Raw genomic sequence first — 24027 nt, forward strand, 5'->3', positions numbered from 1 at the left:
TTAGTGCTCCGGCCCCCACCCGCCGCCGAGCCGCCCCGACACGCCGAACCGGCGGGCCAGCGCGTCCCGTTGGCGGCGGACGAAATCCGCGTCGACCACCGCGCCGTGGCCGGGCACGTACAGCGCGTCCTCCCCGCCCAGCGCCAGCAGCCGGTCCAGCGCGGCGGGCCAGGCGGCGGGCGCCGCGTCCGGACCGGCCTGCGGCTCCCCGGACTCCTCGACGAGATCGCCGCAGAAGACGACGCCGCCGGCGCGGACCACCATGTCGTACGGGGCATGCGCGGGCCCCAAGTTGACCAGCCGGACCTGCTCGGAGGAGCCCAGCTCCAGCTCCCCCTCCGCCGTGATCACCCGAGCCACCCCCGCCAGCACCCCCGCCGCCGCCTCAGCCTCCTCCGGCGGCAGCCCATTGCGCACCGCGTCCGCCCGCAGTTCCTCCGGCTCCCCGAGGCTCCGCCCCGCCGCCCAGATCTCCGCGTCCGGGAAGGCCGCCGCGCCGAAGACGTGGTCGAAGTGGGGGTGGGTCAGCGCGAGATGGGTCACATTGCGTTCGGCGAGGTGTTCTGCATCACGCCGCAGCCGCGCGCCCTCCGCGAGACTCGACCCCGCGTCGATCAAGAGAACCCCGCCCGCGCCGATCACCAGGCCCGCCGTACAGTCCCACCCGGGCAGCCGCACCCGCCCGACCCCGCCCGCGAGCCGTTCCCAGCCCAGCTCTTCCCAAGTCACCGTCATACCGCGACGCTAACCGTCAGCGGCCGTCCTTGCCTCGGTACCGCCTGGCCGCCGTACACTGGCACTCGTATGTGAAGAGTGCCAGGTGCCGTCGGGGTCGACTTCTGGAGGTGGGCGCGGTGCTGAGTGAACGCAGGCTTCAGGTGCTGCGCGCGATCGTCCAGGACTATGTCGGGACCGAGGAGCCGGTGGGGTCGAAGGCGCTCACCGAGCGGCACAACCTCGGCGTCTCGCCGGCCACCGTCCGTAACGACATGGCGGTCCTGGAGGACGAGGGGTTCATCGCGCAGCCGCACACGAGTGCGGGGCGCATCCCCACCGACAAGGGCTACCGGCTGTTCGTCGACAAGCTCGCCGGGGTCAAACCGATGACCGGCCCCGAACGGCGCGCCATCCACCACTTCCTGGACGGGGCGGTCGACCTCGACGACGTCGTCGCGCGGACCGTACGGCTGCTCGCGCAGCTCACCCGGCAGGTCGCCGTCGTCCAGTACCCCTCCCTCACCCGCTCCACCGTCCGGCACGTCGAGCTGCTGGCGCTCGCGCCCGCGCGGCTGATGCTCGTGCTGATCACGGACACGGGACGGGTCGAGCAGCGGATGGTCGACTGCCCGGCGCCGTTCGGGGAGTCCTCGCTGGCGGATCTGCGCGCCCGGCTCAACAGCCGGGTCGCGGGCCGCCGCTTCACCGATGTGCCCCTGCTCGTCGAGGACCTCCCGGAGGCTTTCGAGCGCGAGGACCGGGGTACGGTCTCGACGGTGCTCTCCACTCTCCTGGAGACGCTCGTCGAGGAGAACGAGGAGCGGCTGATGATCGGCGGAACCGCCAATCTGACCCGCTTCGGACATGACTTTCCCCTCACCATCCGGCCCGTCCTGGAAGCCCTCGAGGAGCAGGTCGTGCTCCTCAAGCTGCTGGGCGAGGCCGGAGATCCGGGCGTGACCGTGCGTATCGGGCACGAGAACGCCTACGAGGGACTCAACTCCACGTCCGTCGTGTCGGTCGGCTACGGTTCGGGCGGCGAGGCAGTCGCCAAGCTCGGCGTGGTCGGACCGACCCGCATGGACTACCCGGGAACGATGGGAGCGGTACGCGCAGTGGCGAGGTACGTCGGACAGATCCTGGCGGAGTCGTAAGTGGCCACGGACTACTACGCCGTGCTCGGCGTGCGCCGCGACGCGTCCCAGGATGAGATCAAGAAGGCGTTCCGCAGGCTCGCGCGCGAGCTGCACCCGGACGTCAACCCGGACCCGAAGACCCAGGAGCGGTTCAAGGAGATCAACGCCGCTTACGAGGTGCTGTCGGACCCGCAGAAGAAGCAGGTCTACGACCTCGGCGGCGACCCGCTCTCGGCGAGCGGCGGCGCGGGCGCGGGCGGCTTCGGCGCCGGCGGGTTCGGGAACTTCTCGGACATCATGGACGCGTTCTTCGGCACCGCGTCCCAGCGCGGGCCCCGCTCGCGCACCCGGCGCGGCCAGGACGCGATGATCCGCCTGGAGGTCACCCTCGACGAGGCGGCCTTCGGCACCACCAAGGACATCCAGGTCGACACCGCCGTCGTCTGCAACACCTGCAACGGCGAGGGCGCGGCTCCGGGCACCACCGCGCAGACCTGTGACATGTGCCGGGGGCGCGGCGAGGTCTCCCAGGTCACGCGCTCGTTCCTCGGCCAGGTCATGACGTCCCGGCCCTGCCCGCAGTGCCAGGGCTTCGGTACGGTCGTCCCGACCCCGTGTCCCGAGTGCGCCGGCGACGGCCGCATCCGCTCGCGGCGGACGCTGACCGTCAAGATCCCGGCGGGCGTCGACAACGGCACCCGTATCCAGCTGGCCGGCGAGGGCGAGGTCGGGCCCGGCGGCGGTCCCGCCGGTGACCTCTACGTCGAGATCCACGAGCTGCCGCACGCGATGTTCCAGCGCCGGGGCGACGACCTGCACTGCACGGTCACCCTCCCGATGACGGCGGCGGCGCTCGGCACGAAGGTGCCGCTGGAGACGCTGGACGGCCTGGAGGAGGTGGACATCCGGCCCGGCACCCAGTCCGGCCAGTCCATCCCGCTGCACGCCCGGGGTGTCACGCATCTGCGCGGCGGCGGGCGGGGCGATCTCATCGTCCACGTCGAGGTCCAGACCCCGACCAAGCTCGACCCCGAACAGGAGCGCCTGCTGCGGGAGTTGTCGAAGCTGCGCGGCGAGGAACGGCCCCAGGGGCAGTTCCAGCCGGGGCAGCAGGGGCTGTTCTCGCGGCTGAAGGATGCGTTCAACGGGCGTACGTGAGGATGCGAGTCGGCGGGAGCTGAGCCACTGCTGGGGGTCCGGGGGTCGTCCCCCGGGAAGGCACAGTCAGCCGGGGCAGCAGGGGCTGTTCTCGCGGCTGAAGGACGCGTTCAACGGGCGTACGTGAGGCAGCGCTGAACTTGGCGTATGCCAAAACGCGGGCCCGATTCGATGTGGTCCGGGGGACGTGACACCATGCCGTCATGTCCTCCGCACTCACCGGTCTCCTCCCGCTCCCGATCGTGCAGGCGCCCATGGCGGGCGGTGTCTCCGTGCCCCAACTGGCCGCCGCCGTGGCCGAGGCCGGGGGCCTCGGATTCCTCGCCGCCGGGTACAAGACGGCCGACGGGATGTACGAGGAGATCAAACAGCTGCGAGGGCTGACCTCACGGCCGTTCGGCGTCAACCTGTTCCTGCCGCAGCCCGAGTACGCCGAGGCCGGCGCGGTCGAGCTGTACGCGCACCAGCTGGCCGGCGAGAGCACCTGGTACGAGACCGAGCTGGGCGACCCCGACAGCGGACGCGACGACGGCTTCGACGCCAAGCTCGCCGTCCTGCTCGACAACCCGGTCCCGGTCGTCTCCTTCCACTTCGGCGCCCCCGCCCCCGAGATCCTCGCCGCGCTGCGCCGGGCCGGCACACTGACCCTCGTCACCGCGACCACCCCCGAAGAGGCCCACGCGGTCGAGCGGGCCGGCGCGGACGGGGTGATCGTCCAGGGCGTCGAGGCCGGCGGCCACCAGGGCACGCACCGCGACAACCCCGAGAACGACCGCGCCGGCACCGGTCTGCTGACCCTGCTGACACAGATCCGCGAGACCGTCTCCCTGCCGCTGATCGCCGCCGGCGGCATCATGCGCGGCGCCCAGATCGCCGCCGTCATGGCGGCCGGCGCGTGCGCGGCCCAGCTCGGCACGGCGTTCCTCGCCACCCCCGAGTCCGGCGCCGCCGCCGTCCACAAGCAGGCCCTGACCAATCCCCTCTTCGCCCGCACCGAGCTGACCCGCGCCTTCTCCGGGCGCCCGGCGCGCGGCCTCGTCAACCGCTTCCTGCGCGAGCACGGCCCCTACGCCCCGGCCGCCTACCCCGAGCTGCACCACCTCACCTCCCCGCTGCGCAAGGCGGCGGCGAAGGCGGGAGACGCGCAGGGCATGGCGCTGTGGGCGGGGCAGGGGCACCGGATGGCGCGCGAGCTGCCCGCCGGGCAGCTGGTGGCGGTCCTCGCCGATGAACTCGACGCGGCGCGCTGCGCGTTGTCCGCGACGGCTCCGGTGCCGGACGACGCGCCGACCGCCGACGGGGGTATCGCGCGATGACGGCGCCGGTCTTCGTCGTCGACCAACTCCTCGGCATCGGGCCCGAGTTCGTGCTCGACGGGCCCGAGGGGCGGCACGCGGTGTCCGTGAAGCGGCTGCGCCCTGGCGAGGACGTCGTCCTCACCGACGGGCGCGGGCGCTGGATCGAGGGCGTGGTCAAGTCCGCTGAAGGCAAGGACCAGTTGACCGTCATGGACCTGGAGTCCCTGTCGGAGGAGCCGCCGCCGCAGCCCCGCATCACCGTCGTCCAAGCCCTCCCCAAAGGCGACCGGGGTGAAGTCGCCGTCGAGACGATGACCGAGGTCGGTGTGGACGCCATCGTCCCCTGGGCCGCCTCCCGTTGTGTCACGCAGTGGAAGGACGTGCGCGGGCAGAAGGCGCTCGCGAAGTGGCGGGCCACCGCGCGGGAGGCCGGCAAGCAGTCGCGGCGCGTGCGCTTCCCCGAGGTCGCCGAGCCGGCGAGCAGCAAGCAGGTCGCCGCGCTGCTGGCGAAGGCGGACCTGGCCGTCGTGCTGCACGAGGACCGGGAGTACGGGAGCGAGCCGCTGGCGACCGCCGAACTCCCCGCCGAGGGCGAGATCTTGCTGGTCGTCGGGCCCGAAGGGGGCGTCTCCCCCGAGGAGTTGGCGCTGTTCAGGGAGGCCGGGGCGAAGACGTTCCGGCTGGGGCCGAGCGTGCTGCGGACGTCGACCGCCGGAACGGCCGCCGCCGCACTGGTACTTGGCCGCACCGGCCGCTGGAGCTGACCCCCCTCTTTTGAAGGGCTCTGGTACGTCCGCCCCCGTGGTGGGAAGCTTGCCGTATGCGTGCATCGAAGTGGATGCGAGCGGCCGTCGTCACGGGGACGGGAACCGTCCTCGTCGGCGCGCTGGCGGCGTGCGACCCGACCGGCGGGATCGGGGCGACGGACGTCGCCTACACGACCGGCACGACGGCCACCAAAGAGCTCCAGCAGCATGACGTCAACGTCAACTGGCTCAACTGCACCGGGAAGTACGGCAGTTCAGGGGTGTCCGCGACGCCGAGCGCCGGTGAGGACACCATCGTCTCCGTGGACTGCACCGGGCAGACCAAGGACGGCAAGGCCATCACCGTCACCGGCAGGGTGACGCGGGCCGTCGACGGGGCCTGCGTGCGCGGGGACTTGGTCGCCGATGTCGCGGGCAAGCAGGTGTTCCGGGTGAGCGGGCTGGGCAGTTGCTCGTCGCCGTCGCCCGTGAACCCGCCGTCGACGGGCGGGCCCGAGGGGCGGGTCACCGTCACGGTCACCAAGACCGTGTGGTGCAAGGGCGATCCGACGTGCTGGCCGGCGCAGGGCAAGTGATCCGAAACGGTGTCTGTCCGGGCGTTCCTTGCATAGGGTGATCGGGTGACACAGTCCGCGACGCCCGCTGCGTATCTCCGATTCCCGCACCTGCACGGCGACTTGGCGGCCTTCACCGCCGAGGACGACGTCTGGCTCGCGCCCCTCGACGGCGGCCGGGCCTGGCGGGTGAGCGCCGACAACACCCCCGTCGCCACGCCCCGCATCGCGCCGGACGGAAAGACCCTCGCCTGGACCTCCACCCGCGACGGCGCCCGCGAGATCCACACCGCGCCCGTCGCCGGCGGCCCGTCAACTCGCCTGACCCACTGGGGCAGTTCGACGACCCGCGTGTGCGGCTGGACCCCCGAGGGGCACGTCCTCGCCGTCGCCACCCACGACCAGGCCTCCCGCTCCCGCAGCTGGGCCCGCGCCGTCCCCCTCGACGGCGGCCCGGCGACGGTCCTGCCCTACGGCGTCGTCGACACCGTCGCCCTCGGCCCGCACCCGGTCCTGCTGTCCGCGCGCGGCGGCCGGGAAGCCGCCCACTGGAAGCGCTATCGGGGCGGCATGGCCGGCAAGCTGTGGATCGACACGGGCGGCGAGGGCGACTTCGTACGGCTGCACGCGGATCTCGACGGGAACCTGGAGTGCCCGGTGTGGGCGGGCGAGAGGATCGCGTTCCTGTCCGACCACGAGGGCACCGGCGCGCTGTACTCGTCCCTCGCCGACGGCTCCGACCTGCGCAGACACACCCCGCTGGACGGTTTCTACGCCCGGCACGCCGCCGGTGACGGCACGCGGGTCGTGTACGCGGCGGCCGGTGAGCTGTGGATCCTGGACGACCTGGAGGGCGCCGAGCCGCGCCGGCTGGACGTACGGCTCGGCGGGCAGCGGCTGGACCGGCGGCCCCGTACGGTCAACGCGGCCGGGTGGGTCGAGGAGGCCGCGCCCGATCACACCGCGCGCGGCAGCGCCGTCGAGGTGCGCGGGGCCGTGCACTGGGTGACGCACCGGGCCGGGCCCGCGCGGGCGCTCGCCGCCGAGCCGGGGGTGCGGGCGCGCTCGCCGCGCGTCTTCCGCACCCCGGAGGGCGAGGAGTGGGCGGTGTGGGTGACGGACGCGGAGGGCGAGGACGCCCTGGAGTTCGCCCCGTCCACCGGGCTCGCGCCGGGCTCGCCGCCGCGCCGGCTCGCGGGCGGGCGGCTCGGCCGGGTCCTGGAGCTGGCCATGGCGCCCGACGGCAGCCGGGCCGCCGTCGCCGCGCACGACGGGCGGCTGCTGCTCGTCGAACGCGAGACCGGCGAGGTCCGCGAGGTCGCCCGCAGCGCCGACGGCGAGGTCTCCGACCTGGTCTTCTCGCCCGACTCGGCCTGGCTCGCCTGGTCCCACCCGGGCCCCGCCCCGCTCGCCCAGCTGAAGCTCGCGCACACCACCGACCTCTCGGTCACCGAGGCGACCCCGCTGCGCTTCCACGACTACGCGCCCGCCTTCACCCTCGACGGCAAGCACCTGGCGTTCCTGTCCACGCGGGCCTTCGACCCGGTCTACGACCAGCACGTCTTCGACCTGTCGTTCGTCTCCGGCGCCCGCCCGCACCTCATCACCCTCGCCGCGACGACCCCGTCCCCCTTCGGCCCGCAGCGCCACGGCCGCCCCTTCGAGGCGCCGGACAAGGAGGAGACCCCCGACAGCGAGGGCACCCCCGCGACCCGCATCGACCTGGAGGGCCTGGCCGACCGCATAGTGCCGTTCCCCGTCGAGGCCGGCCGCTACTCCGCCCTGCGCGCCGCGAAGGACGGCGTCCTGTGGCTGCGCCACCCCGTCCACGGCGTCCTCGGCGCCTCCCGGGCCACCCCCGAAGACCCGGTCCCCACCACGGAGTTGGAGCGCTACGACCTCGCCCAGCGGCGCGTGGAGCACTTGGCGGACGACGCCGACGGCTTCGAGGTCAGCGGCGACGGCAAGCGGCTGCTGCTGTGGACCGACGGCAAGCTGAAGGTCGTCCCCAGCGACCGCCGCGCCTCCGGGGACGAGGACAGCGACAGCAACGTCACCGTGGACCTCGCCCGAGTCCGCCAGACCGTCGACCCGGCCGCCGAGTGGCGGCAGATGTACGACGAGGCGGGCCGGCTGATGCGGGACAACTACTGGCGGGAGGACCTCGCCGGGGTGGACTGGACGGGAGTGCTCGACCGCTACCGGCCGGTGCTGGAACGGGTCGCCACGCACGACGATCTCGTCGACCTTCTCTGGGAGGTCCAGGGGGAGTTGGGGACCTCGCACGCGTACGTCGGGTCGCGCCCGTACGGGCGGGAGCCCCGGCAAGGTCTCCTCGGCGCCGACATCTCCCGGCACGCGGACGGGAGTTGGCGGATCGACCGGATCCTGCCGTCGGAGACCTCCGACCCGGACGCGCGCTCACCGCTCGCCGCGCCTGGAGTCGCCGTACGGGCCGGGGACGCCATCGTCGCCGTCGCCGGGCACCCTGTCGACTCGGTAACCGGCCCTGCCCCACTGCTCGTTGGGACTGCGGGCAAGCCCGTCGAGCTGACCGTGTCGCCGGCCGGCGGGGGCGAGGTGCGGCATCCCGTCGTCGTGCCGATCTCCGACGAGGAGGCGTTGCGGTATCACGCGTGGGTCGCCGGCCGGCGGGCCTATGTGCACGAGAAGTCCGGTGGGCGGCTTGGGTATCTGCACGTGCCGGACATGCAGGCGCCCGGATGGGCCCAGATCCACCGGGACTTGAGGGTCGAGGTGGCCCGCGAGGGGCTCGTCGTCGACGTGCGGGAGAACCGGGGCGGGAACACCTCGCAGCTCGTCGTGGAGAAGCTGGCGCGGCGGGTCGTGGGGTGGGAGGCGGCCCGGGGGATGACCTCGACGACGTATCCGGCGGACGCGCCCCGGGGGCCGGTCGTCGCCGTCGCCAACGAGTTCTCGGGGTCGGACGGGGACATCGTCAACGCGGCCATAAAAGCCTTGGGGATCGGGCCGGTTGTGGGCACGCGGACCTGGGGCGGGACCGTCGGGATCGACAGCCGCTACCGGCTCGTCGACCGGACGCTGGTCACTCAGCCGAAGTATGCGATCTGGCTCGAAGGGTTCGGGTGGGGCGTCGAGAACTTCGGGGTCGCGCCGGACGTGGAGGTCGTCGTACGGCCCCAGGACTACGCCGCCGGGCGCGACGTCCAGCTGGACGAGGCCGTGCGGATCGCGCTGGAGGCGCTGGGCGAGCGGCCGGCGAAGGTAGCGCCGGAGCGGCCGTAGCCCGCTTTTTCCGGGCCATTACCATTTCCCTCACGACACTCTAGGAGGCACGCGTATGGCTGGGGAGCCGCAGGACGACTGCTTGTTCTGCAAGATCGTCGACAAGCAGATTCCGGCGACCATCGTGCGGGAGACCGACACGACCGTCGCGTTCCGGGACATCAACCCGCAGGCGCCCACCCATGTGCTGGTGATCCCCAAGGCGCACTACCCGGACGCGGCCTCCCTCGCGGCCGGTGACCCCGAGGCCGCCGCCGACGTCCTGCGGGAGGCGGGCGAGGTCGCCGCCGGCGAGGAGGCGGGCAGCTACCGGATCGTCTTCAACACGGGCGCCGGCGCCGGACAGACCGTCTTCCACGCGCACGCGCACGTCCTCGCCGGGCGCGGCCTCCAGTGGCCGCCCGGGTAACTCGCCATGTCCGTACGTGAATTGGTGGTGCTCGGCACCGCGAGCCAGGTGCCCACCCGGCACCGCAACCACAACGGGTACTTCCTGCGCTGGGACGGCGAGGGCATCCTCTTCGACCCCGGCGAGGGGACCCAGCGGCAGATGGTGCGCGCCGGGGTCGCCGCGCACGACCTCAACCGGATCTGCGTCACGCACTTCCACGGGGACCACTCGCTGGGGCTCGCGGGCGTGATCCAGCGGATCAACCTCGACCAGGTCCCGCACCCCGTGGTGGCCCACTACCCCCGCTCCGGCCAGCGGTTCTTCGACCGGCTGCGGTACTCGACGGCGTACCGGGAGACCGTGGGGGTGACGGAGGCGCCGGTTTCGGAGAACGGCTCTGTCGCGGCTGGCCCTTCGTACACGCTGGAGACCCACAAGCTCTCGCACCCCGTCGAGGCGTACGGCTACCGGCTGGTCGAGCCCGACGGGCGGCGGATGCTGCCCGAGCTGCTCGCGGCGCACGGAGTCGCGGGGCCCGACGTGGGCCGCCTCCAGCGGGAGGGGTCCCTCGGGGGCGTCTCGCTGGACGACGTCAGCGAGGTGCGGCGCGGGCAGCGGTTCGCGTTCGTCATGGACACCCGGCTGTGCGAGGGCGTGTACGCGCTCGCGGAAGGGTGCGACATGCTCGTCATCGAGTCGACGTTCCTCGACGAGGACGCTCAACTGGCGGCGGATCATGGGCATCTGACGGCGGGTCAGGCGGCGGGGGTGGCCCGGGACGCCGGGGTGCGGCATCTCGTGCTGACGCATTTCAGCCAGCGGTACAGCGATCCGGAGGAGTTCGAGCGGCAGGCGCGGGCTGCCGGGTTTACCGGGGAGCTGAGTGTGGCGCGGGATCTACTGAGGGTGCCGGTGCCGAAGCGGCGGTGAGCTTCCGGCGGGCGCCGGCTCCGAGGTTGTGGGCGCCGGTTTCGAAACTCCGGCAAAGCGGGCGTAGGATACTTCGATGCCCATCCCCAAAGCAGAACTGCACCTGCACATCGAAGGCACGCTGGAACCGGAGCTGGCGTTCGCGCTGGCCGGACGGGGCGGCGTGGAGCTGCCGTACGCGGACGCCGAGGCGCTGCGGCGGGCGTACGACTTCGACGATCTCCAGTCGTTCCTGGACCTGTACTACGCGCTGATGGCGGTCCTGCGCACCGAGCAGGACTTCGCCGACCTCGCCGACGCCTATCTGGCGCGGGCCGCCGCGCAGGGGGTGCGGCACGCGGAGATCTTCTTCGACCCGCAGGCGCACCTCGCGCGGGGCGTGGAGATGGGGACGGTCGTCGAGGGGCTGTGGCGGGCGCTGGGCGCGAGCGAGGCGCGGCACGGCGTCTCGACCCGGCTGATCATGTGCTTCCTGCGCGACGAGTCCGCCGAGTCGGCGATGCGGACGCTGCACGCGGCCAAGCCGTACCTCGACCGCATCACCGGCATCGGCCTGGACTCCGCCGAGGTCGGGCACCCGCCGGTGAAGTTCCGCGAGGTGTACGAGGCCGCCGCCGCGCTGGGCCTGCGCCGCGTCGCGCACGCCGGTGAGGAGGGCCCGGCCGCGTACATCACCGAGGCGCTGGACGTCCTCGGCGTGGAGCGGATCGACCACGGGCTGCGCTGCATGGAGGACCCGGCGCTGGTGGAGCGGCTGGTGCGGGAGCGGGTGCCGCTGACGCTGTGCCCGCTGTCGAACGTACGGCTGCGGGCGGTCGACGTCCTGGCCGGGCACCCGCTGCCGGCGATGCTGGAGGCGGGGCTGCTGTGCACGGTGAACTCCGACGACCCGGCCTACTTCGGGGGGTACGCGGGGGACAACTTCGACGCGGTGGCCGCTCAACTCGGGCTGTCGGAGGAGAAGTTGCGCGAGCTGGCCCGCAACTCGTTCGTGGCGTCGTTCCTGGACGACGATGAGGAGCTGCGGGCCAAGTACCTTGCGGAGGTGGAGGCTTACGTCTTCTGAGGCTTACGCCTTCTGAGGCTTACGGGGCTGGGGGTGTTCTGGCCGGTTTCACTTCCGGTGGATCCTGTCGACCAGGATGTCGATGACGAGCGGCGTGCGCGGGCCGAAGCTCAGCAGCACGCCGTCCTCCAGGTCGACGACCCGCTTGTTCATGCCGGCCGGGGTCTGGGCGATCCCGGGGACCTGGAGCAGCCCGTCGACGCCCCCGACCGACTCCAGCCCCTTGGTCATCATGAGGATGACGTCCGGACTCGTCTGCGCCAGCGCCTCGGTGGTGATCGGCGTGAAGGGCCGAGTGAACCCGGCCGCCACCCCGGCGTCCTGGGCCCCGGCGGCTTCGAGCAGTGAGTCCGCGCCGGACCCCTTCCCGCCGATGAGGTACACGGCCGCGCTGCCCCGCATGTAGAGGAACGCGACCTTCGGCCTGCTCCCTGCGGGGACGTTCGCCTTCGCCTGCGAAAGCTCCTCGCTCATCCGCGAGTTGAGCGCCTTCCCGGCGTCCGGAACCCCAAGTGCCGCCGCCACGCGGGTCGTTCGGGTCGTGACGTCGGACAGCTTGGTCGCCGGGTCGAGCACGACGACGGGGACCCCGGCGTCCCGGATCTGGTCGATCGCCTCCTTGGGCCCGGTGTCGGTGTCGGCGAGCACGACCGTCGGCCGCAGCGACAGCACGCTCTCGGCGCTCACGTCATGCGCCTTGGTGACCTGGGGAAGCTTCTTGGCCTCCGCGAACGTGGCGGTGATGTCCCGGCCGACGACCTGCTCCCCGAGGCCGAGCGTGAACACGATCTCGGCGATCCCCCCGTTGAGAGGGAGGATCCGCGAGGCGTCCTTCACCGTCACCTTCCGCCCGTCGGAGGAGTCGACGGTGACCGGCAACTCCGGTGTGGGGGCCGGTCCTTCGAGCGGTACGACCGAGTTCTTCGCGAGCTGTTCCACCGCCGCGGCGGCGCGTGCGCCCGCCGATCCGGGGGTCGCGTCGGCCGTCGTCGTTCCGCCTCCGCCGCACGCGCCCGTCAGCAGTGCGAGGCCCAGCCCGAGGGCGGCCAGCCGTCTCCGCATGGTCTTTCCTTTCCAGTCGCCTGGCATCCGGTTGAGAATTAGTTTAGGTTAGGCTGTCCTTAGTTCCTCCTGGTGGGAGTGTTCTCATGGCACCGGCAAGTGGCCTGCGCGGTCACGGAGTTGTGTGTTCTCTGACGGCCGTCGCACTCTTCGCGGTCGTCTCACAGGCATCCGCCGCGAGCGGTACGGCGACGGGTCCCGAGGGCCAGAAACTCACCGTGTCGAAAACGTCCGGCCTCGCCGCCGCCGGCGAGACGGTCACCGTCAGCGGCACCGGCTACAACACCGAGAAGGGCATCTACGTCGCCTTCTGCGTCGACAACGGCCCCGGCAAGACGCCCACGCCCTGCGTCGGCGGCGTCGACATGTCCGGCGAGTCGGGCGCCTCGGTGTGGGTCTCCTCCAACCCGCCCTCCTACGGCGAGGGCCTCGCCAAGCCGTACGGCGGCAGCGGGCACGCCGGGACGTTCAGCGTCCAGGTGAAGGTACGGGCGAAGGACGCGAACACGGACTGCACGGCGGCCGGCGTGACGTGCGCGGTCATCACGCGCAACGACCACACCAGGGGCGGGGACCAGAGCCAGACGGTACGGATTCCGGTCACGTTCGGTACGGCCGACTCCGGTACGGCCGCCGGGAGTTCGGGGACGGGGGGTACGGGGGTCTCGCCGTCCGCGACACCGAGCGCGAGTGCTTCCGGGACGGTCGTCTCATCGGCCTCCGCCGACCCGTCCGGCTCGATGGCCAGCACCGGCAGCGGCCTGGCGATGCCGCTCGGGCTCGCGTCGGCGGGGCTGCTGGCGCTGGGCGGCGGGGCGTGGTGGTGGGCGTGGCGGCGCCGGTCGACGGCGGGCTGAGCGGGGCTGCGCCGGTCGCCCCTGACAGATGAACTGACTGATCCTCATACAGCTGAGGGAGAACTGAACATGGCCAAGAGAATGGCCTTTGTCGCGCTGACGGCCGGGGCGTCGCTCATGCTGGGCAGCCCTGGTGCGCTGGCCGGCCCATCCGCCGGGAGCTCCGAGGGGCGGGCGAGCTGGACCGGCGTCGATGCCCAACTCACCGCGCTGGGCGTCTCGTTCGCTGTGACAGAACCCGCTGTCGAATCGGCGGGCGCTTCCTTCCCTGTCGTCGGCGGCACTCTCGACGCCGAACAGGCCAACGGGGACGTCCGGTTGGGCGGCGCCGTCCAGCTCTCCGCCCCCGGCGCCCGACAGCCCCTGACTCTCGCGGGGTTGACCCTCCACCTCACCGTGGGTGCCGGCGCTCTCCAGACCCGTACGGTCGTCGACGGGCGGGCCCGGGTGCTGACGCTGGCCCAGGTCACCACGGCCGGCCGGGCCGGACTGAGGGCCGAACTCTCCTCCGAGGGGGCCGAGTTGCTGGCCGCCTGGAGCGGGCGGGAGTTCGTGGCCGGGGGTGAGCTCGGGGTGCTCGATGTGACGGTCGGGGCCCCGGAGGCGGTGCCGTCGGAGGCTCCCGTTGCGGAGGAGCCTCCGGCGGCGCCTGCTGAGAAGGAGGCCGCGCCCCAAGCCGCCGCTGCCGTGTCCCTCGCGCGTCCGGCCCTCCCGCCGGGCGGTCAACAGCAGCTCAGCGGCACGGAGTTCGCCCCCGGGACCGTCGTGCTCGTCGCGATCGACGGGGACACCCGGTACCAGGCGGTGGCCGGCGCGGACGGGAGGTTCGCGGTCGAATTCCCCGTGTACGACAGCGCTGTTGAAGGCGCGCACACGGTCGTCGTGACCGCCGTCACCGGTGAACTCCAGTCGCTGGAAGCCGAGTTCACGGTGAGCGCGGCCGGTAGCTGAACCTCCTCTTTACCGTCCATTGACAAACAACCGAAGATCGTATTTAGGTTAGCCTTACCTAAATTCGAGCCGTTCGGGCTCGGACCGATCAGAAGGGTCCTCCCTCATGAGAGTCGCCTCCGCCCGTACCGCCGCCCGCGCCGGCCTCGCCGTCGCCGCCGCCTCCGCGCTGACCCTGGGCCTGGCCACCTCCGCCTCCGCCGCGACCTCGACGCGCACCGTCACCGACGGCGGTGTCACCTACAACCTGTCGCTGACCTCCCCGGCCACCGCCGCCGCGGCCGGCCAGGTCGTCACCGTCTCCGGCTCCGGCTACAACACCGGCCAGGGCATCTACGTCGGCCTCTGTGTCGTCGACGGCGCGGCCGGCGTCAACAAGCCGACCCCCTGCCTCGGCGGCCAGGACGAGTCCGGCGCCACCGGCGCCTCGCACTGGGTGAACAACACCTTCGGCGGCCTCTTCGCCAACAGCTCCAAGTTCTCCACCGGCGGCACCTTCAGTGTCAGCATCTTCGTGAAGGCCACCCTGGAGGACGGCAGCGTCTGCGGCGAGGACGTCGAGTGCGCGGTCGTGACCCGCGCCGACCACTTCAACACCAACAGCCGCAGCTACGACGTGCACGTCCCGATCAGCTTCCAGTAGTCCGGCGGCCCCTTAAGGGCTTCCCCCAGGGGCCGTACGCGTCCCCCTGAGACCCGTACGGGTCCCCGTACGGGCCGGCCGCCCCACCCGGCCGGCCCGTTCCCGACCGCCAGCCCCTCGATCGAGGACACCCCATGACAGACGACACCCCCGGCCGGGGCCGGCGGCCGCGGCGCCCCGCCGCGCTGCTCGGCGCGGCGGCCCTCGTGGCCTCGGCCGCCGTCGCGGTCACGGTGGGCCCGGCCGCGCACGCCGCCGACACCCCCCGGACCGCGCTCGGCAAGGACGGCCAGAAGCTGACCGTCGCCGCCTCCGCGAACCTCGACCCGGAGGGGGAGACCCTCAGGGTCACCGGCTCCGGCTACGACGTCACCAAGGGCATCTACGTCGCCCTCTGCAAGGACAACGGCGACAACCGCGTCCCCACGCCCTGCGTCGGCGGCGCCGACCAGACCGGCGGCAGCGGCGCCTCCAAGTGGATCGTCCCCGCCGACTCCGCCGAGGCCCCCGCCGGGGTCGCCGAGAAGTGGGGCGCGGGCGGCACCTTCGACGTCGGACTCGGGATCAAGGCCAAGGACAGCGGCCTCGACTGCACCCAGGTCAGCTGCGCGGTCGTCACCCGCGTCGACCACAACGGCGCCGGCGACCGCTCCCAGGACGTCCGCATCCCCGTCACCTTCCAGGGCCAGGACACCGGCGGCGGCGAGGACGGCGGCGCCGGCGTCGACGTGCCGGCCGGGACCGTCAGCTATGTGAAGAGCGCCGAATTCACCACCGCCGGACGGCCGTTGGACCTGCTGATCCACCCCGACTCCGGGAAGCTGTACGTCGGCTCGGACAACATCCCCGACACCGCCGACATCGCCGAACAGGGCCTCTACGCCCTCGACCCGGCGGACGGCAAGGTCCTCAGCCACATCGCCCAGGCCCCCGGCGCGGGCGGCGCGCTCGCCGCGCGCGTGGTCCGGCAGCTCGTGGCGCCGCTGCCCGGCGACGGCGTCGTCTTCCACTTCCCGCTGCGCGGCCTCGCCACCGCCAAGGACGGCGACGGCGTCGCGCAGGGCGTCTGGCTGAACGGCTCGACGGTCACCGGCACCGGGCCCGCCACCGCCACCACCGTTCTCGTCGCCCAGGGCGCGGCGCTCTCCGAGGTCGAGACCGCGACCGGCACGGTCAAGCGGACCATCTCCCTTGAGGGCGGCGCCCAGTTGGGCACCGACACCGTCAACGGCTATGCCTGGTCGGTCGGTTCGGACGGCACCGGCAAGGTCCTGCGCCGCGTCGACACCGGGACGGCCGCGTTCCAGGTCACGGCCACCGCCCAACTCCCCGCCGGATCCGTCTGGTTCGTGGAGACCGACCCGGCCAACGGCAACGTCTGGGTGGGCAGCGGGGACGACGTCCTCGTCTTCGACCGCGACGGCAAGCCGCTGAAGACGCTCACCGCGAAGGACCGCCCGCTCGCGATGGCCTTCGACAAGACCTCCGGGCGCGCCTTCGTGCTGCGCGAGGACTACGGCACCGAGGCCGAGGGCGCGGACGGCGCCGGCGCGCTCCAGATCCTCGACCACGCGACCTTCGAAGAGGCGGCCGCGGCGGTCGCCCTGCCCGGCAGCATCGCGGGCTCCACCTACGCGGGCGTCGCAGTCACTCCCGGCGCGACGTCCGTCTATCTCACCAAGTACGCGGAGAGCAAGGTCGTCAAGCTGGACCTGCGGGTCTCCCCGAAGGTCACCCAGACCCCGACCGACCAGACCGTCACCGCCGGCGACCAGGTCACCTTCGTCGCGGCGGCCGAGGGCGTCCCGGCGCCGGCCCTGAAGTGGGAGGTCAGCCCCGACGGCGGGCAGACCTGGACGACCGTGCAGGGCGCGACGTCGAACACGTACACCTTCACCGCCCGCGCCGCCCAGGACGGCTACCGCTACCGGGTCGTCTTCACCAACTCGGCCGGTACGACGCGGAGTTCGGAGTTCACGCTGACGGTGGGCGCGGCCGGCGGCAGCAGCGGGGGAGGGGAGACCCCGGGCACCGGCGAACCGTCCGGGACCCGTACGGTCACCGGGCCCGAGGGGCAGACCCTGACCGTCACCCCGGTCAACCAACTCGCCACCGAACAGCAGAAGTTGAAGGTCAGCGGCGCCGGGTACGACGAGGAGAAGGGCATCTACGCCGCCCTCTGCGTCGACAACGGCCCCGGTGAACTCCCCACCCCCTGCGTCGGCGGCGTCGACATGACCGGCGCCTCGCACTCGTCGGCCTGGATCTCCTCCAACCCGCCTGACTACGGCAAGGAGTTGGCGACCCCGTACGGAGACGGCGGCACCTTCTCGGTGGAGCTGACCGTCGACGCGAAGGACGAGTACACCGACTGCTTCAAGGTGACGTGCGTCCTGGCGACGAGGGCCGACCACACCCTCTCCGGGGACCGCTCGCAGGACGTGAAGGTCCCGGTGAGCTTCGTCGGCCAGGCCCCGGTGGAGACGGACCCCGAGGGCGGGAGCACCGGCGGGACCGGCGGGACCGGCGGCTCGGACAGCACCGGAGGCACGACGTCCTCCGGAGGCTCGACCGGAAGCGCCACGGGCACGACCGGCTCCACGGGCTCCACCGGAACCGGCACCGGCACGACGACCACGGGCGGCGGCAGCCTCGCCTCGACCGGGGCGACGGTCGGGACGATGGCCGGGCTCGCGGCCCTGCTGACGGCGGCGGGTTGGTTCGCGATGCGGCGCGCACGAGCGGCGAAGGGGCCGGAGGCCCCCTAAGGGACGGTGAATCCCCTAAGGGGCGGCAACTCCCCTAAGGGACGGCAACTCCCCTAAAGGACGGCGAATCCCCTAGGGGCCGGAGATCCCTTAAGGGGCGACAGCTCCCCTAGGGGACAGCTCCCCCTTAAGGGACCCCACCTCTAGGGCACCCGAGGCACCGCACGGTCGACCGTCTCCGCCCCCACCCCCGTCCGGGCGGCCGGGACCACTCTGAGTCCCGGCCGTCCCTCCACGTACAGCGCGACCAGCGTCATCGGCACCGCGACCGTCACCAGCACCACCCCCAGCAGACTCCCCATCGCCGGAAACCCGAGCCCCTGCGCGAGCAGACTCCCGGTGAGCGGCCCCGCCGCCGTCCCCAGGGACCCCGCCGAGCCGACCAGGACGGCCCACCGCCCCCGCCCGTCCAGCGCGGCGGCGAGGCCGATGACGTACGACATGACGACCGGGTAGACGGCGTTCCAGAGGATCTCGCCGACGGCGAACGTCAGGGGCCCGCGTGAGGTGGCGGCCAGCGTCACGCACGCGGCGATCAGGACCGTGCCGCCGCCGATGGGCACCGCCTTCCCGGCCCGCGCGCCGAGCGCCCCGGCGCCGAGGACCCCGAGGAGCCCGGCCCCCAGGGCGACCGCGAAGACGACCCCTACGGCCGCCTCCCCGAGCCCCGCCTGGGTGAGCCCGATGCGCCCGCTGACGCCCCACAGGGAGTTCTGGACGAGCGCCCAGCACGGCATGGCCAGCGCCAGCGCGATCCCCGGGCGCAGGTTCGGCAGCCGGCGGGCGCCTTGGTCGTCGTACCCCTCGGGGCGGGGCGCGCGGCGGTCGGGGAGTGCGGCGGTCCAGGGCCAGGCGGCCACGGCGGTCAGGGCGATGGCGGCGAGGGGCTGGGCGTGGCCGGGGCCGAGGTGGGGGACCGTGAGGTAGAGGGCCGCCGCCAGGGCGCTGACGGTCAGCAGGCCCAGGGTGGAGGCGCGGTGCGGGTCGGGGGCGGCGGCGACGCGGGTCGCGGCGACCGTCGTCGCCGTGCCGGAGCCGAAACCGCCCAGGACGGTCGCCGCGACGACCACCGGGAGTGAGCCGGAGAGGGCGGCCGTGCCGTAGCCGAGGACGGACAGGGCGAGGCCCGCGCGGGCGAGGGTGCGCGGGCCGATGCGTTCGACGCGGGCGGCGAGCAGGAAGCCCGCCGAGGCGGAGGCGAGGAGCAGTCCGCTGCCCACCGCGCCGGCCTCGGTCGGGGTGAGGGGCAGTCCGCTGCCGAGGCGGCCGACGATCGTGGGGAGGAGATACGGGGCGAGGTACCCGGCCGTGAACAGGGCGACGGCGGGCCAGGGGGTGGTGCGGTTGTACACGGCGAAGTTGTATCAGGGGTGAGGGGGCGGTGGGGGCCGGGGCGGGTGAGAGTGGTGTGTGTCGGGGGTGTGAGGGATGGCCGACGGAGCCATTGACGGCTGTTGTTCAGGTATCTAGCCTCTGTTCCTGTATGTGGATGCCGTTTACCGAGGGAGTGGACCAGGTGGACCTCACCGTCACGGACGTACGCCTCACGCCGATCCTGGTCGCCGACCCGCCGCTGCTGAACACCCAGGGTGTGCACCAGCCGTACACACCCCGGCTGATCGTCGAGGTCGTCACGGCCGACGGGGTGGTCGGGGCCGGGGAGACCTACGGCGACACCAAGTACCTCGAACTCGCGCGGCCGTTCGCGGAGCGGATCGTCGGGCGGTCCGTCGCCGATCTCAACGGGCTGTTCACAGTCATGGACGGGATCGACGTCGACCGCGCGCGGGTCTCCGACCAGGTCGACGTCGGCGGGCTGCGCGGCGTCCAGACCGCCGACAAGCTGCGGCTGTCCGTCGTCTCCGGCTTCGAGGTGGCCTGTCTCGACGCGTACGGCAAGGCGGTCGGGCAGCCCGTGCACGCGCTGCTCGGCGGGAAGGTGCGCGACGCCGTCGAGTACAGCGCCTACCTGTTCTACAAGTGGGCCGGTCACCCGGAAGGGGTCGCCGCCGAGCGCGACGACTGGGGGGCCGCCCTCGACCCGGCCGGGGTCGTCGAGCAGGCGCGGAAGTTCACCGAGCGGTACGGGTTCACGTCGTTCAAGCTCAAGGGGGGTGTCTTCCCGCCGGAGGAGGAGATCGCCGCGATCCGCGCGCTGGCCGAGGCGTTCCCCGGGCACCCGCTGCGGCTCGACCCCAACGGCGCCTGGTCCGTGGAGACTTCGCTGATGGTCGCCAAGGAGCTCGGCGACGTCCTGGAGTACCTGGAGGACCCCGCCCTCGGCACCCCGGCCATGGCCGAGGTCGCCGCCCGCGCGGGCGTGCCGCTCGCGACCAACATGTGCGTGACGACGTTCGCGGAGATACCCGAGGCGTTCACCAAGGGCGCCGTCCAGGTCGTCCTCTCCGACCACCACTACTGGGGCGGGCTGCGCAACACCCAGCAACTCGCCGCGATCTGCCGGACGTTCGGGGTCGGGGTGTCCATGCACTCCAACACGCACCTCGGGATCTCGCTCGCGGCGATGACCCATGTGGCGGCCACCGTCCCGAACCTGCACCACGCGTGCGACTCGCACTATCCGTGGCAGTCGGAGGACGTGCTGACCTCGCGGCTGGAGTTCGAGGACGGCAGGCTGCGGGTGCCGGACGCGCCGGGGCTCGGGGTCGAACTCGACCGGGGGAAGCTGGAGTTCCTGCACCGGCGGTGGGTGGAGGACGACGGGGGGCTGCGGGAGCGGGACGACGCGGCGGCGATGCGGGTGGCGGAGGCGGGGTGGGTGACGCCGGGGGTGCCGCGTTGGTGAGGGGGCGTTGACGAGGGGCCGTTGGTGAGGGCGCGATCGGGGCTGACCGGAGTTGATCGGTACTGGCGCTTTCGTCGTCCCGCGCGCGGGCGTTCGCTCGTTTCGTTCATGTCGTTTTCGTGAACCCGCGCGCGGGTTGCTGATCCGCGCGCGGCCTCGCGGTGTTGTGGGCGGTGATGTCAGTGGGGTGGTGCAGACTGGCTGGATCGGCACCACTCGCAGGGAGCGCACCGTGACCCCGTCCGCCGCGTCGGCAGGAGAGACCGCACCGAGGAGCACGCACTCATGGGCCCGGCCGTGTCCGCTGGACCCGCTGGCCGCCGTGCGCGCTCCGGACGATCCTCCGTGGGACGTGTACCTGACCGGCCCCGTCTTCCTGGACATCATCTTCACCGGCCTCGACTCGGCCCCCGTGCGCGGCACGGAGTCCTGGGCGCGCGGCATGGGCTCCAGCCCCGGGGGCGTCGCCAACATGGCCACCGCCCTGGCCCGCCTGGGCCTGCGTACGTCCCTGGCGGCGGCCTTCGGTGACGACCACTACGGCGAGTACTGCTGGGACGCCCTCGAACAGGGCGAGGGCATCGACCTCTCCCCGTCGCGCACGGTCCCCGGCTGGCACTCCTCCGTGACCGTCTCCATGGCGTACGAGGGCGAGCGCACGATGGTCTCCCACGGCCACGAACCGCCCCCCGAGGAGTCCGCGCCCGCCTGCCCGCCGTACTCCCGCGCGGCCGTCGCCTCCCTCACCCCCGGCCGCCGCGAACCCTGGATCGCCCAGGCCGCCGCCAAAGGCACCCGCATCTTCGGCGACGTCGGCTGGGACGACACCGGCAAGTGGGACCTCGCGGGCCTCGCCGACCTGGAGCACTGCGAGGCGTTCCTCCCCAACGCCGAGGAGGCCATGCGCTACACGCGCACCGACTGCCCGCGCGCGGCGGCCCACGCGCTCACCGCGCACGTGCCGCTCGCCGTGGTGACGCTGGGGGCGCAGGGCGCGTACGCGGTGGACCGGCGGACGGGGGAGACGGCGGAGGTCCCCGCCATCGCCGTGGAGGCGCTCGACCCCACCGGCGCGGGCGACGTCTTCGTGGCGGGCTTCGTGACCGGCACCCTCGCCGGCTGGCCCCTCTCCGACCGCCTGGCCTTCGCCGGCCTGACGGCGGCCCTGTCGGTCCAGGAGTTCGGCGGCTCCCTCTCGGCCCCCGGCTGGGCGGAGGTCGCGGCGTGGTGGCGCAAGGTGCGTTCCCTGGACGGCCAGGACCCCGAGGCGCTCCAGCGGTACGCGTTCCTGGCGGGGCTGCTGGACGAGTCGACGGCGAGGCCGTGGCCGCTGCGGAGAGCGGTGCCGACGATCGGGTTCAGGAGGTCGGCGTAGGGGGCTGAACGGGGTGGTCGGGCGGGCGAACGGGTGCGCGAAAACCCCTGCGGTCTTGTCAGTGGCAAGGCGTACTCTTGAAATCGCCAGGCCGCCCTTGTGGCAGGCGAGACGCATCCGGGAGGACGTAGAGGCTTTCGGGCCGGCCTATGACTCAGACACCCACAGCCCAGCCCCCCGCTCAGGGGAAGGCGCGAGCGCAGTTCACGGTCCCCGCTCAGCACCCGATGGTGTCCGTGCTGGGCTCCGGAGACTCCCTGTTGCGCGTGATCGAGACGGCTTTCCCGGCGGCCGACATCCACGTCCGGGGCAATGAGATCAGCGCGGTCGGCGACCCGAGGGAAGTCGCCCTGATCCAGCGCCTGTTCGACGAGATGATGCTCGTGCTGCGCACCGGGCAGCCGATGACGGAGGACGCGGTGGAACGCTCGATCGCCATGCTGCGGGCGAGCGAGAACGGGACGAGCGACGGCCAGGAGACCCCGGCCGAGGTGCTCACACAGAACATCCTGTCCTCGCGGGGGCGCACGATCCGCCCGAAGACGCTCAACCAGAAGCGCTATGTGGACGCGATCGACAAACACACGATCGTCTTCGGCATCGGCCCCGCCGGCACCGGCAAGACCTACCTGGCCATGGCCAAAGCGGTCCAGGCCCTCCAGTCCAAGCAGGTCAACCGCATCATCCTGACCCGCCCCGCCGTAGAGGCGGGCGAACGCCTGGGCTTCCTCCCCGGCACCCTCTACGAAAAGATCGACCCGTACCTGCGCCCCCTGTACGACGCCCTCCACGACATGCTGGACCCCGACTCGATCCCGAGGCTGATGGCAGCGGGGACGATCGAGGTGGCGCCGCTGGCGTACATGCGGGGCCGCGCGCAGGCTGTGTTCACGAACGTCCTGACGCCTGACGGCTGGCGTCCCATCGGTGACCTCCAGGTCGGTGACCTGGTCATCGGCTCGAACGGCGAACCGACCCCGGTCCTGGGCGTCTACCCGCAGGGCGAGAAGGACATCTACCGGGTCACCGCCCAGGACGGCTCCTGGACCCTCGCCTGCGGTGAACACCTCTGGACCGTCCGCACCCGCGACGACAAGCGCCGCGACAAGCCGTGGCGGGTCCTGGAGACCCAGGAGATGATCGGCAACCTGCGCGCGGGCCATGCCCGCCGGTACGAGCTGCCGATGCTCACGGCGCCGGTGCGCCTCCCCGAGCAGGCGGTCCCCATGGACCCGTACGCGCTGGGGCTCCTGCTGGGCGACGGCTGCCTGACCGGCTCCACCACGCCTTCGTTCGCCACGGAGGACCCCGAACTGGCGGTCGCGCTGGAATCGGCGCTGCCCGGAGTCCACGTACGGCACAAGAGCGGGCCCGACTACATCATCAACCGGGTCAAGTCCCCTGGGGATGTCGTCACCCTGGAGAACCCGGTCACCCGGGTCCTGCGTGAACTCGATCTCCTGCGCACCCGCTCGCACACCAAGTTCGTCCCGGACGCCTACCTGTACAACTCCGCCGAGGTACGGCTCGCCGTCCTTCAGGGCCTCCTCGACTCCGACGGCGGCCCGGTCGTCCAGAAGGACCGCACCTGCCGCATCCAGTACTCGACGACGTCGATCATGCTCCGGGACGATGTGATCGCTCTCGTGCAGTCGCTCGGCGGAGTGGCGTACACCCGCCGCCGCATGGCGGAGGGACGTGAGCAGGGAAGCGCGCTGGGCGCGCACCGTCGTGACGCGCACGTCGTCGACATCCGCCTCCCCGAAGACATCGCCCCCTTCCGCCTCGCCCGCAAACGCGACAAGTACCTCGCGGCAGGCGGCGGCGGACGCCCGATGCGGTTCATCGACTCGATCGAGCCGGCGGGCCGGGAGGAGACCGTCTGCATCCAGGTGGCGGCGGAGGACAGCCTCTACGTCACCACGGACTACCTGCTGACCCACAACACGCTCAACGACGCCTTCATCATTCTCGACGAGGCTCAGAACACCTCCGCCGAGCAGATGAAGATGTTCCTCACCCGGCTCGGGTTCGACTCGAAGATCGTCATCACGGGTGACGTGACGCAGGTCGACCTGCCGAGCGGGACCAAGAGTGGGCTGCGGCAGGTGCAGGACATCCTGGAAGGGGTCGACGACGTGCACTTCGCGCGGCTGTCGTCCCAGGATGTCGTCCGGCACAAGCTGGTGGGCCGTATCGTCGACGCGTACGAGAAGTACGACAGCCAGAACGGTACGGAGAACGGCGGCCACAAGGGCGGCCGGCCCAAACGGAAGTAGCG

The 24027-nt window shown here is 72.4% G+C and carries 19 protein-coding genes; 16 read left to right on the top strand and 3 right to left on the bottom strand.

The window, feature by feature from the left end; translation table 11 throughout:
• Positions 1-735 (bottom strand): MBL fold metallo-hydrolase, encoded by a 735-nt coding sequence (locus ACYUD3_RS24400; RefSeq protein WP_470973434.1) that lies wholly within the window; start codon positions 733-735, stop codon positions 1-3.
• A gap of 119 nt (positions 736-854) precedes the next feature.
• Between ACYUD3_RS24400 and hrcA the strand changes: the two genes are divergently transcribed.
• The 9 genes from hrcA to ACYUD3_RS24445 all read left to right on the top strand — a co-directional run bounded on the left by hrcA (position 855) and on the right by ACYUD3_RS24445 (position 11284).
• Entirely contained in the window at positions 855-1871 is a 1017-nt protein-coding gene (gene hrcA / locus ACYUD3_RS24405; RefSeq protein WP_470973436.1) for a heat-inducible transcriptional repressor HrcA, read from the top strand.
• Positions 1872-3011, top strand: a complete 1140-nt coding sequence (dnaJ, locus tag ACYUD3_RS24410) for a molecular chaperone DnaJ (protein WP_470973439.1) — start codon at positions 1872-1874, stop codon at positions 3009-3011.
• Positions 3012-3214: 203 nt separating this feature from the next.
• Positions 3215-4327 (top strand): nitronate monooxygenase, encoded by a 1113-nt coding sequence (locus ACYUD3_RS24415; protein ID WP_470973441.1) that lies wholly within the window; start codon positions 3215-3217, stop codon positions 4325-4327.
• Positions 4324-5073, top strand: coding sequence for a 16S rRNA (uracil(1498)-N(3))-methyltransferase (locus ACYUD3_RS24420; RefSeq protein ID WP_470973444.1), 750 nt, complete (start codon positions 4324-4326; stop codon positions 5071-5073). The genes ACYUD3_RS24415 and ACYUD3_RS24420 overlap by 4 nt, the downstream gene beginning before the upstream one ends.
• Before the next feature lie 56 nt (positions 5074-5129).
• Positions 5130-5651 carry a hypothetical protein gene (locus ACYUD3_RS24425; protein WP_470973446.1) on the top strand — a complete coding sequence of 174 codons (522 nt, stop codon included), beginning with the start codon at positions 5130-5132 and terminating at the stop codon, positions 5649-5651.
• 45 nt (positions 5652-5696) lie between these two features.
• Positions 5697-8897 carry a S41 family peptidase gene (locus tag ACYUD3_RS24430; RefSeq protein ID WP_470973449.1) on the top strand — a complete coding sequence of 1067 codons (3201 nt, stop codon included), beginning with the start codon at positions 5697-5699 and terminating at the stop codon, positions 8895-8897.
• Between the two features lie 55 nt (positions 8898-8952).
• Positions 8953-9306 carry a histidine triad nucleotide-binding protein gene (locus ACYUD3_RS24435; protein WP_470973452.1) on the top strand — a complete coding sequence of 118 codons (354 nt, stop codon included), beginning with the start codon at positions 8953-8955 and terminating at the stop codon, positions 9304-9306.
• Between the two features lie 6 nt (positions 9307-9312).
• On the top strand, positions 9313-10218 hold the full coding sequence (locus ACYUD3_RS24440; protein WP_470973454.1) for a ribonuclease Z: 906 nt from the start codon (positions 9313-9315) through the stop codon (positions 10216-10218).
• A gap of 76 nt (positions 10219-10294) precedes the next feature.
• Complete coding sequence (locus tag ACYUD3_RS24445; protein WP_470973456.1) at positions 10295-11284, top strand: adenosine deaminase; 990 nt, start codon at positions 10295-10297, stop codon at positions 11282-11284.
• A gap of 48 nt (positions 11285-11332) precedes the next feature.
• Here the strand turns inward: ACYUD3_RS24445 and ACYUD3_RS24450 are convergent, their stop codons facing one another.
• On the bottom strand, positions 11333-12346 hold the full coding sequence (locus ACYUD3_RS24450; RefSeq protein ID WP_470973459.1) for a heme/hemin ABC transporter substrate-binding protein: 1014 nt from the start codon (positions 12344-12346) through the stop codon (positions 11333-11335).
• Positions 12347-12432: 86 nt separating this feature from the next.
• Between ACYUD3_RS24450 and ACYUD3_RS24455 the strand changes: the two genes are divergently transcribed.
• From ACYUD3_RS24455 to ACYUD3_RS24470, 4 genes are all read left to right on the top strand, one after another.
• A complete protein-coding gene (locus tag ACYUD3_RS24455; RefSeq protein WP_470973461.1) occupies positions 12433-13203 on the top strand; it encodes a hypothetical protein in 771 nt (256 codons plus the stop codon).
• A gap of 69 nt (positions 13204-13272) precedes the next feature.
• A complete protein-coding gene (locus ACYUD3_RS24460) occupies positions 13273-14154 on the top strand; it encodes a hypothetical protein (protein ID WP_470973464.1) in 882 nt (293 codons plus the stop codon).
• A 106-nt stretch (positions 14155-14260) separates the two neighbouring features.
• A complete protein-coding gene (locus ACYUD3_RS24465; RefSeq protein ID WP_470973467.1) occupies positions 14261-14797 on the top strand; it encodes a hypothetical protein in 537 nt (178 codons plus the stop codon).
• 134 nt (positions 14798-14931) lie between these two features.
• The gene (locus tag ACYUD3_RS24470) at positions 14932-17565 is read left to right on the top strand and encodes an immunoglobulin I-set domain protein (protein WP_470973470.1); all 2634 of its coding nucleotides are present in this window, start codon (positions 14932-14934) and stop codon (positions 17563-17565) included.
• Between the two features lie 143 nt (positions 17566-17708).
• Here the strand turns inward: ACYUD3_RS24470 and ACYUD3_RS24475 are convergent, their stop codons facing one another.
• Positions 17709-18917, bottom strand: a complete 1209-nt coding sequence (locus ACYUD3_RS24475) for an MFS transporter (protein ID WP_470973473.1) — start codon at positions 18915-18917, stop codon at positions 17709-17711.
• A gap of 137 nt (positions 18918-19054) precedes the next feature.
• On the opposite strand from ACYUD3_RS24475, the gene ACYUD3_RS24480 reads away from it, so the two are divergent.
• From ACYUD3_RS24480 to ACYUD3_RS24490, 3 genes are all read left to right on the top strand, one after another.
• Entirely contained in the window at positions 19055-20371 is a 1317-nt protein-coding gene (locus tag ACYUD3_RS24480) for a glucarate dehydratase family protein (protein ID WP_470973477.1), read from the top strand.
• A gap of 232 nt (positions 20372-20603) precedes the next feature.
• Entirely contained in the window at positions 20604-21746 is a 1143-nt protein-coding gene (locus ACYUD3_RS24485; RefSeq protein WP_470973481.1) for a carbohydrate kinase family protein, read from the top strand.
• 149 nt (positions 21747-21895) lie between these two features.
• Positions 21896-24025: a PhoH family protein gene (locus ACYUD3_RS24490; RefSeq protein ID WP_470973485.1), complete on the top strand. Its 2130-nt coding sequence runs from the start codon at positions 21896-21898 to the stop codon at positions 24023-24025.
• The last annotated feature ends 2 nt before the right edge of the window (positions 24026-24027 follow it).

It is taken from the genome of Streptomyces sp. AMJ-169, assembly GCF_055597585.1.

Excerpts from the sequence above, each read along its gene's own strand:
- ACYUD3_RS24445 (WP_470973456.1), top strand. The coding sequence starts at position 10,295 with ATGCCCATCCCCAAAGCAGAACTGCACCTGCACATCGAAGGCACGCTG.
- ACYUD3_RS24415 (WP_470973441.1), top strand. The coding sequence starts at position 3,215 with ATGTCCTCCGCACTCACCGGTCTCCTCCCGCTCCCGATCGTGCAGGCG.
- ACYUD3_RS24400 (WP_470973434.1), bottom strand. The coding sequence starts at position 735 with ATGACGGTGACTTGGGAAGAGCTGGGCTGGGAACGGCTCGCGGGCGGG.
- ACYUD3_RS24480 (WP_470973477.1), top strand. The coding sequence starts at position 19,055 with ATGCCGTTTACCGAGGGAGTGGACCAGGTGGACCTCACCGTCACGGAC.
- ACYUD3_RS24465 (WP_470973467.1), top strand. The coding sequence starts at position 14,261 with ATGAGAGTCGCCTCCGCCCGTACCGCCGCCCGCGCCGGCCTCGCCGTC.
- ACYUD3_RS24490 (WP_470973485.1), top strand. The coding sequence starts at position 21,896 with ATGACTCAGACACCCACAGCCCAGCCCCCCGCTCAGGGGAAGGCGCGA.
- ACYUD3_RS24420 (WP_470973444.1), top strand. The coding sequence starts at position 4,324 with ATGACGGCGCCGGTCTTCGTCGTCGACCAACTCCTCGGCATCGGGCCC.
- ACYUD3_RS24460 (WP_470973464.1), top strand. The coding sequence starts at position 13,273 with ATGGCCAAGAGAATGGCCTTTGTCGCGCTGACGGCCGGGGCGTCGCTC.
- ACYUD3_RS24440 (WP_470973454.1), top strand. The coding sequence starts at position 9,313 with ATGTCCGTACGTGAATTGGTGGTGCTCGGCACCGCGAGCCAGGTGCCC.
- ACYUD3_RS24450 (WP_470973459.1), bottom strand. The coding sequence starts at position 12,346 with ATGCGGAGACGGCTGGCCGCCCTCGGGCTGGGCCTCGCACTGCTGACG.
- ACYUD3_RS24455 (WP_470973461.1), top strand. The coding sequence starts at position 12,433 with ATGGCACCGGCAAGTGGCCTGCGCGGTCACGGAGTTGTGTGTTCTCTG.
- ACYUD3_RS24425 (WP_470973446.1), top strand. The coding sequence starts at position 5,130 with ATGCGTGCATCGAAGTGGATGCGAGCGGCCGTCGTCACGGGGACGGGA.
- ACYUD3_RS24435 (WP_470973452.1), top strand. The coding sequence starts at position 8,953 with ATGGCTGGGGAGCCGCAGGACGACTGCTTGTTCTGCAAGATCGTCGAC.
- ACYUD3_RS24470 (WP_470973470.1), top strand. The coding sequence starts at position 14,932 with ATGACAGACGACACCCCCGGCCGGGGCCGGCGGCCGCGGCGCCCCGCC.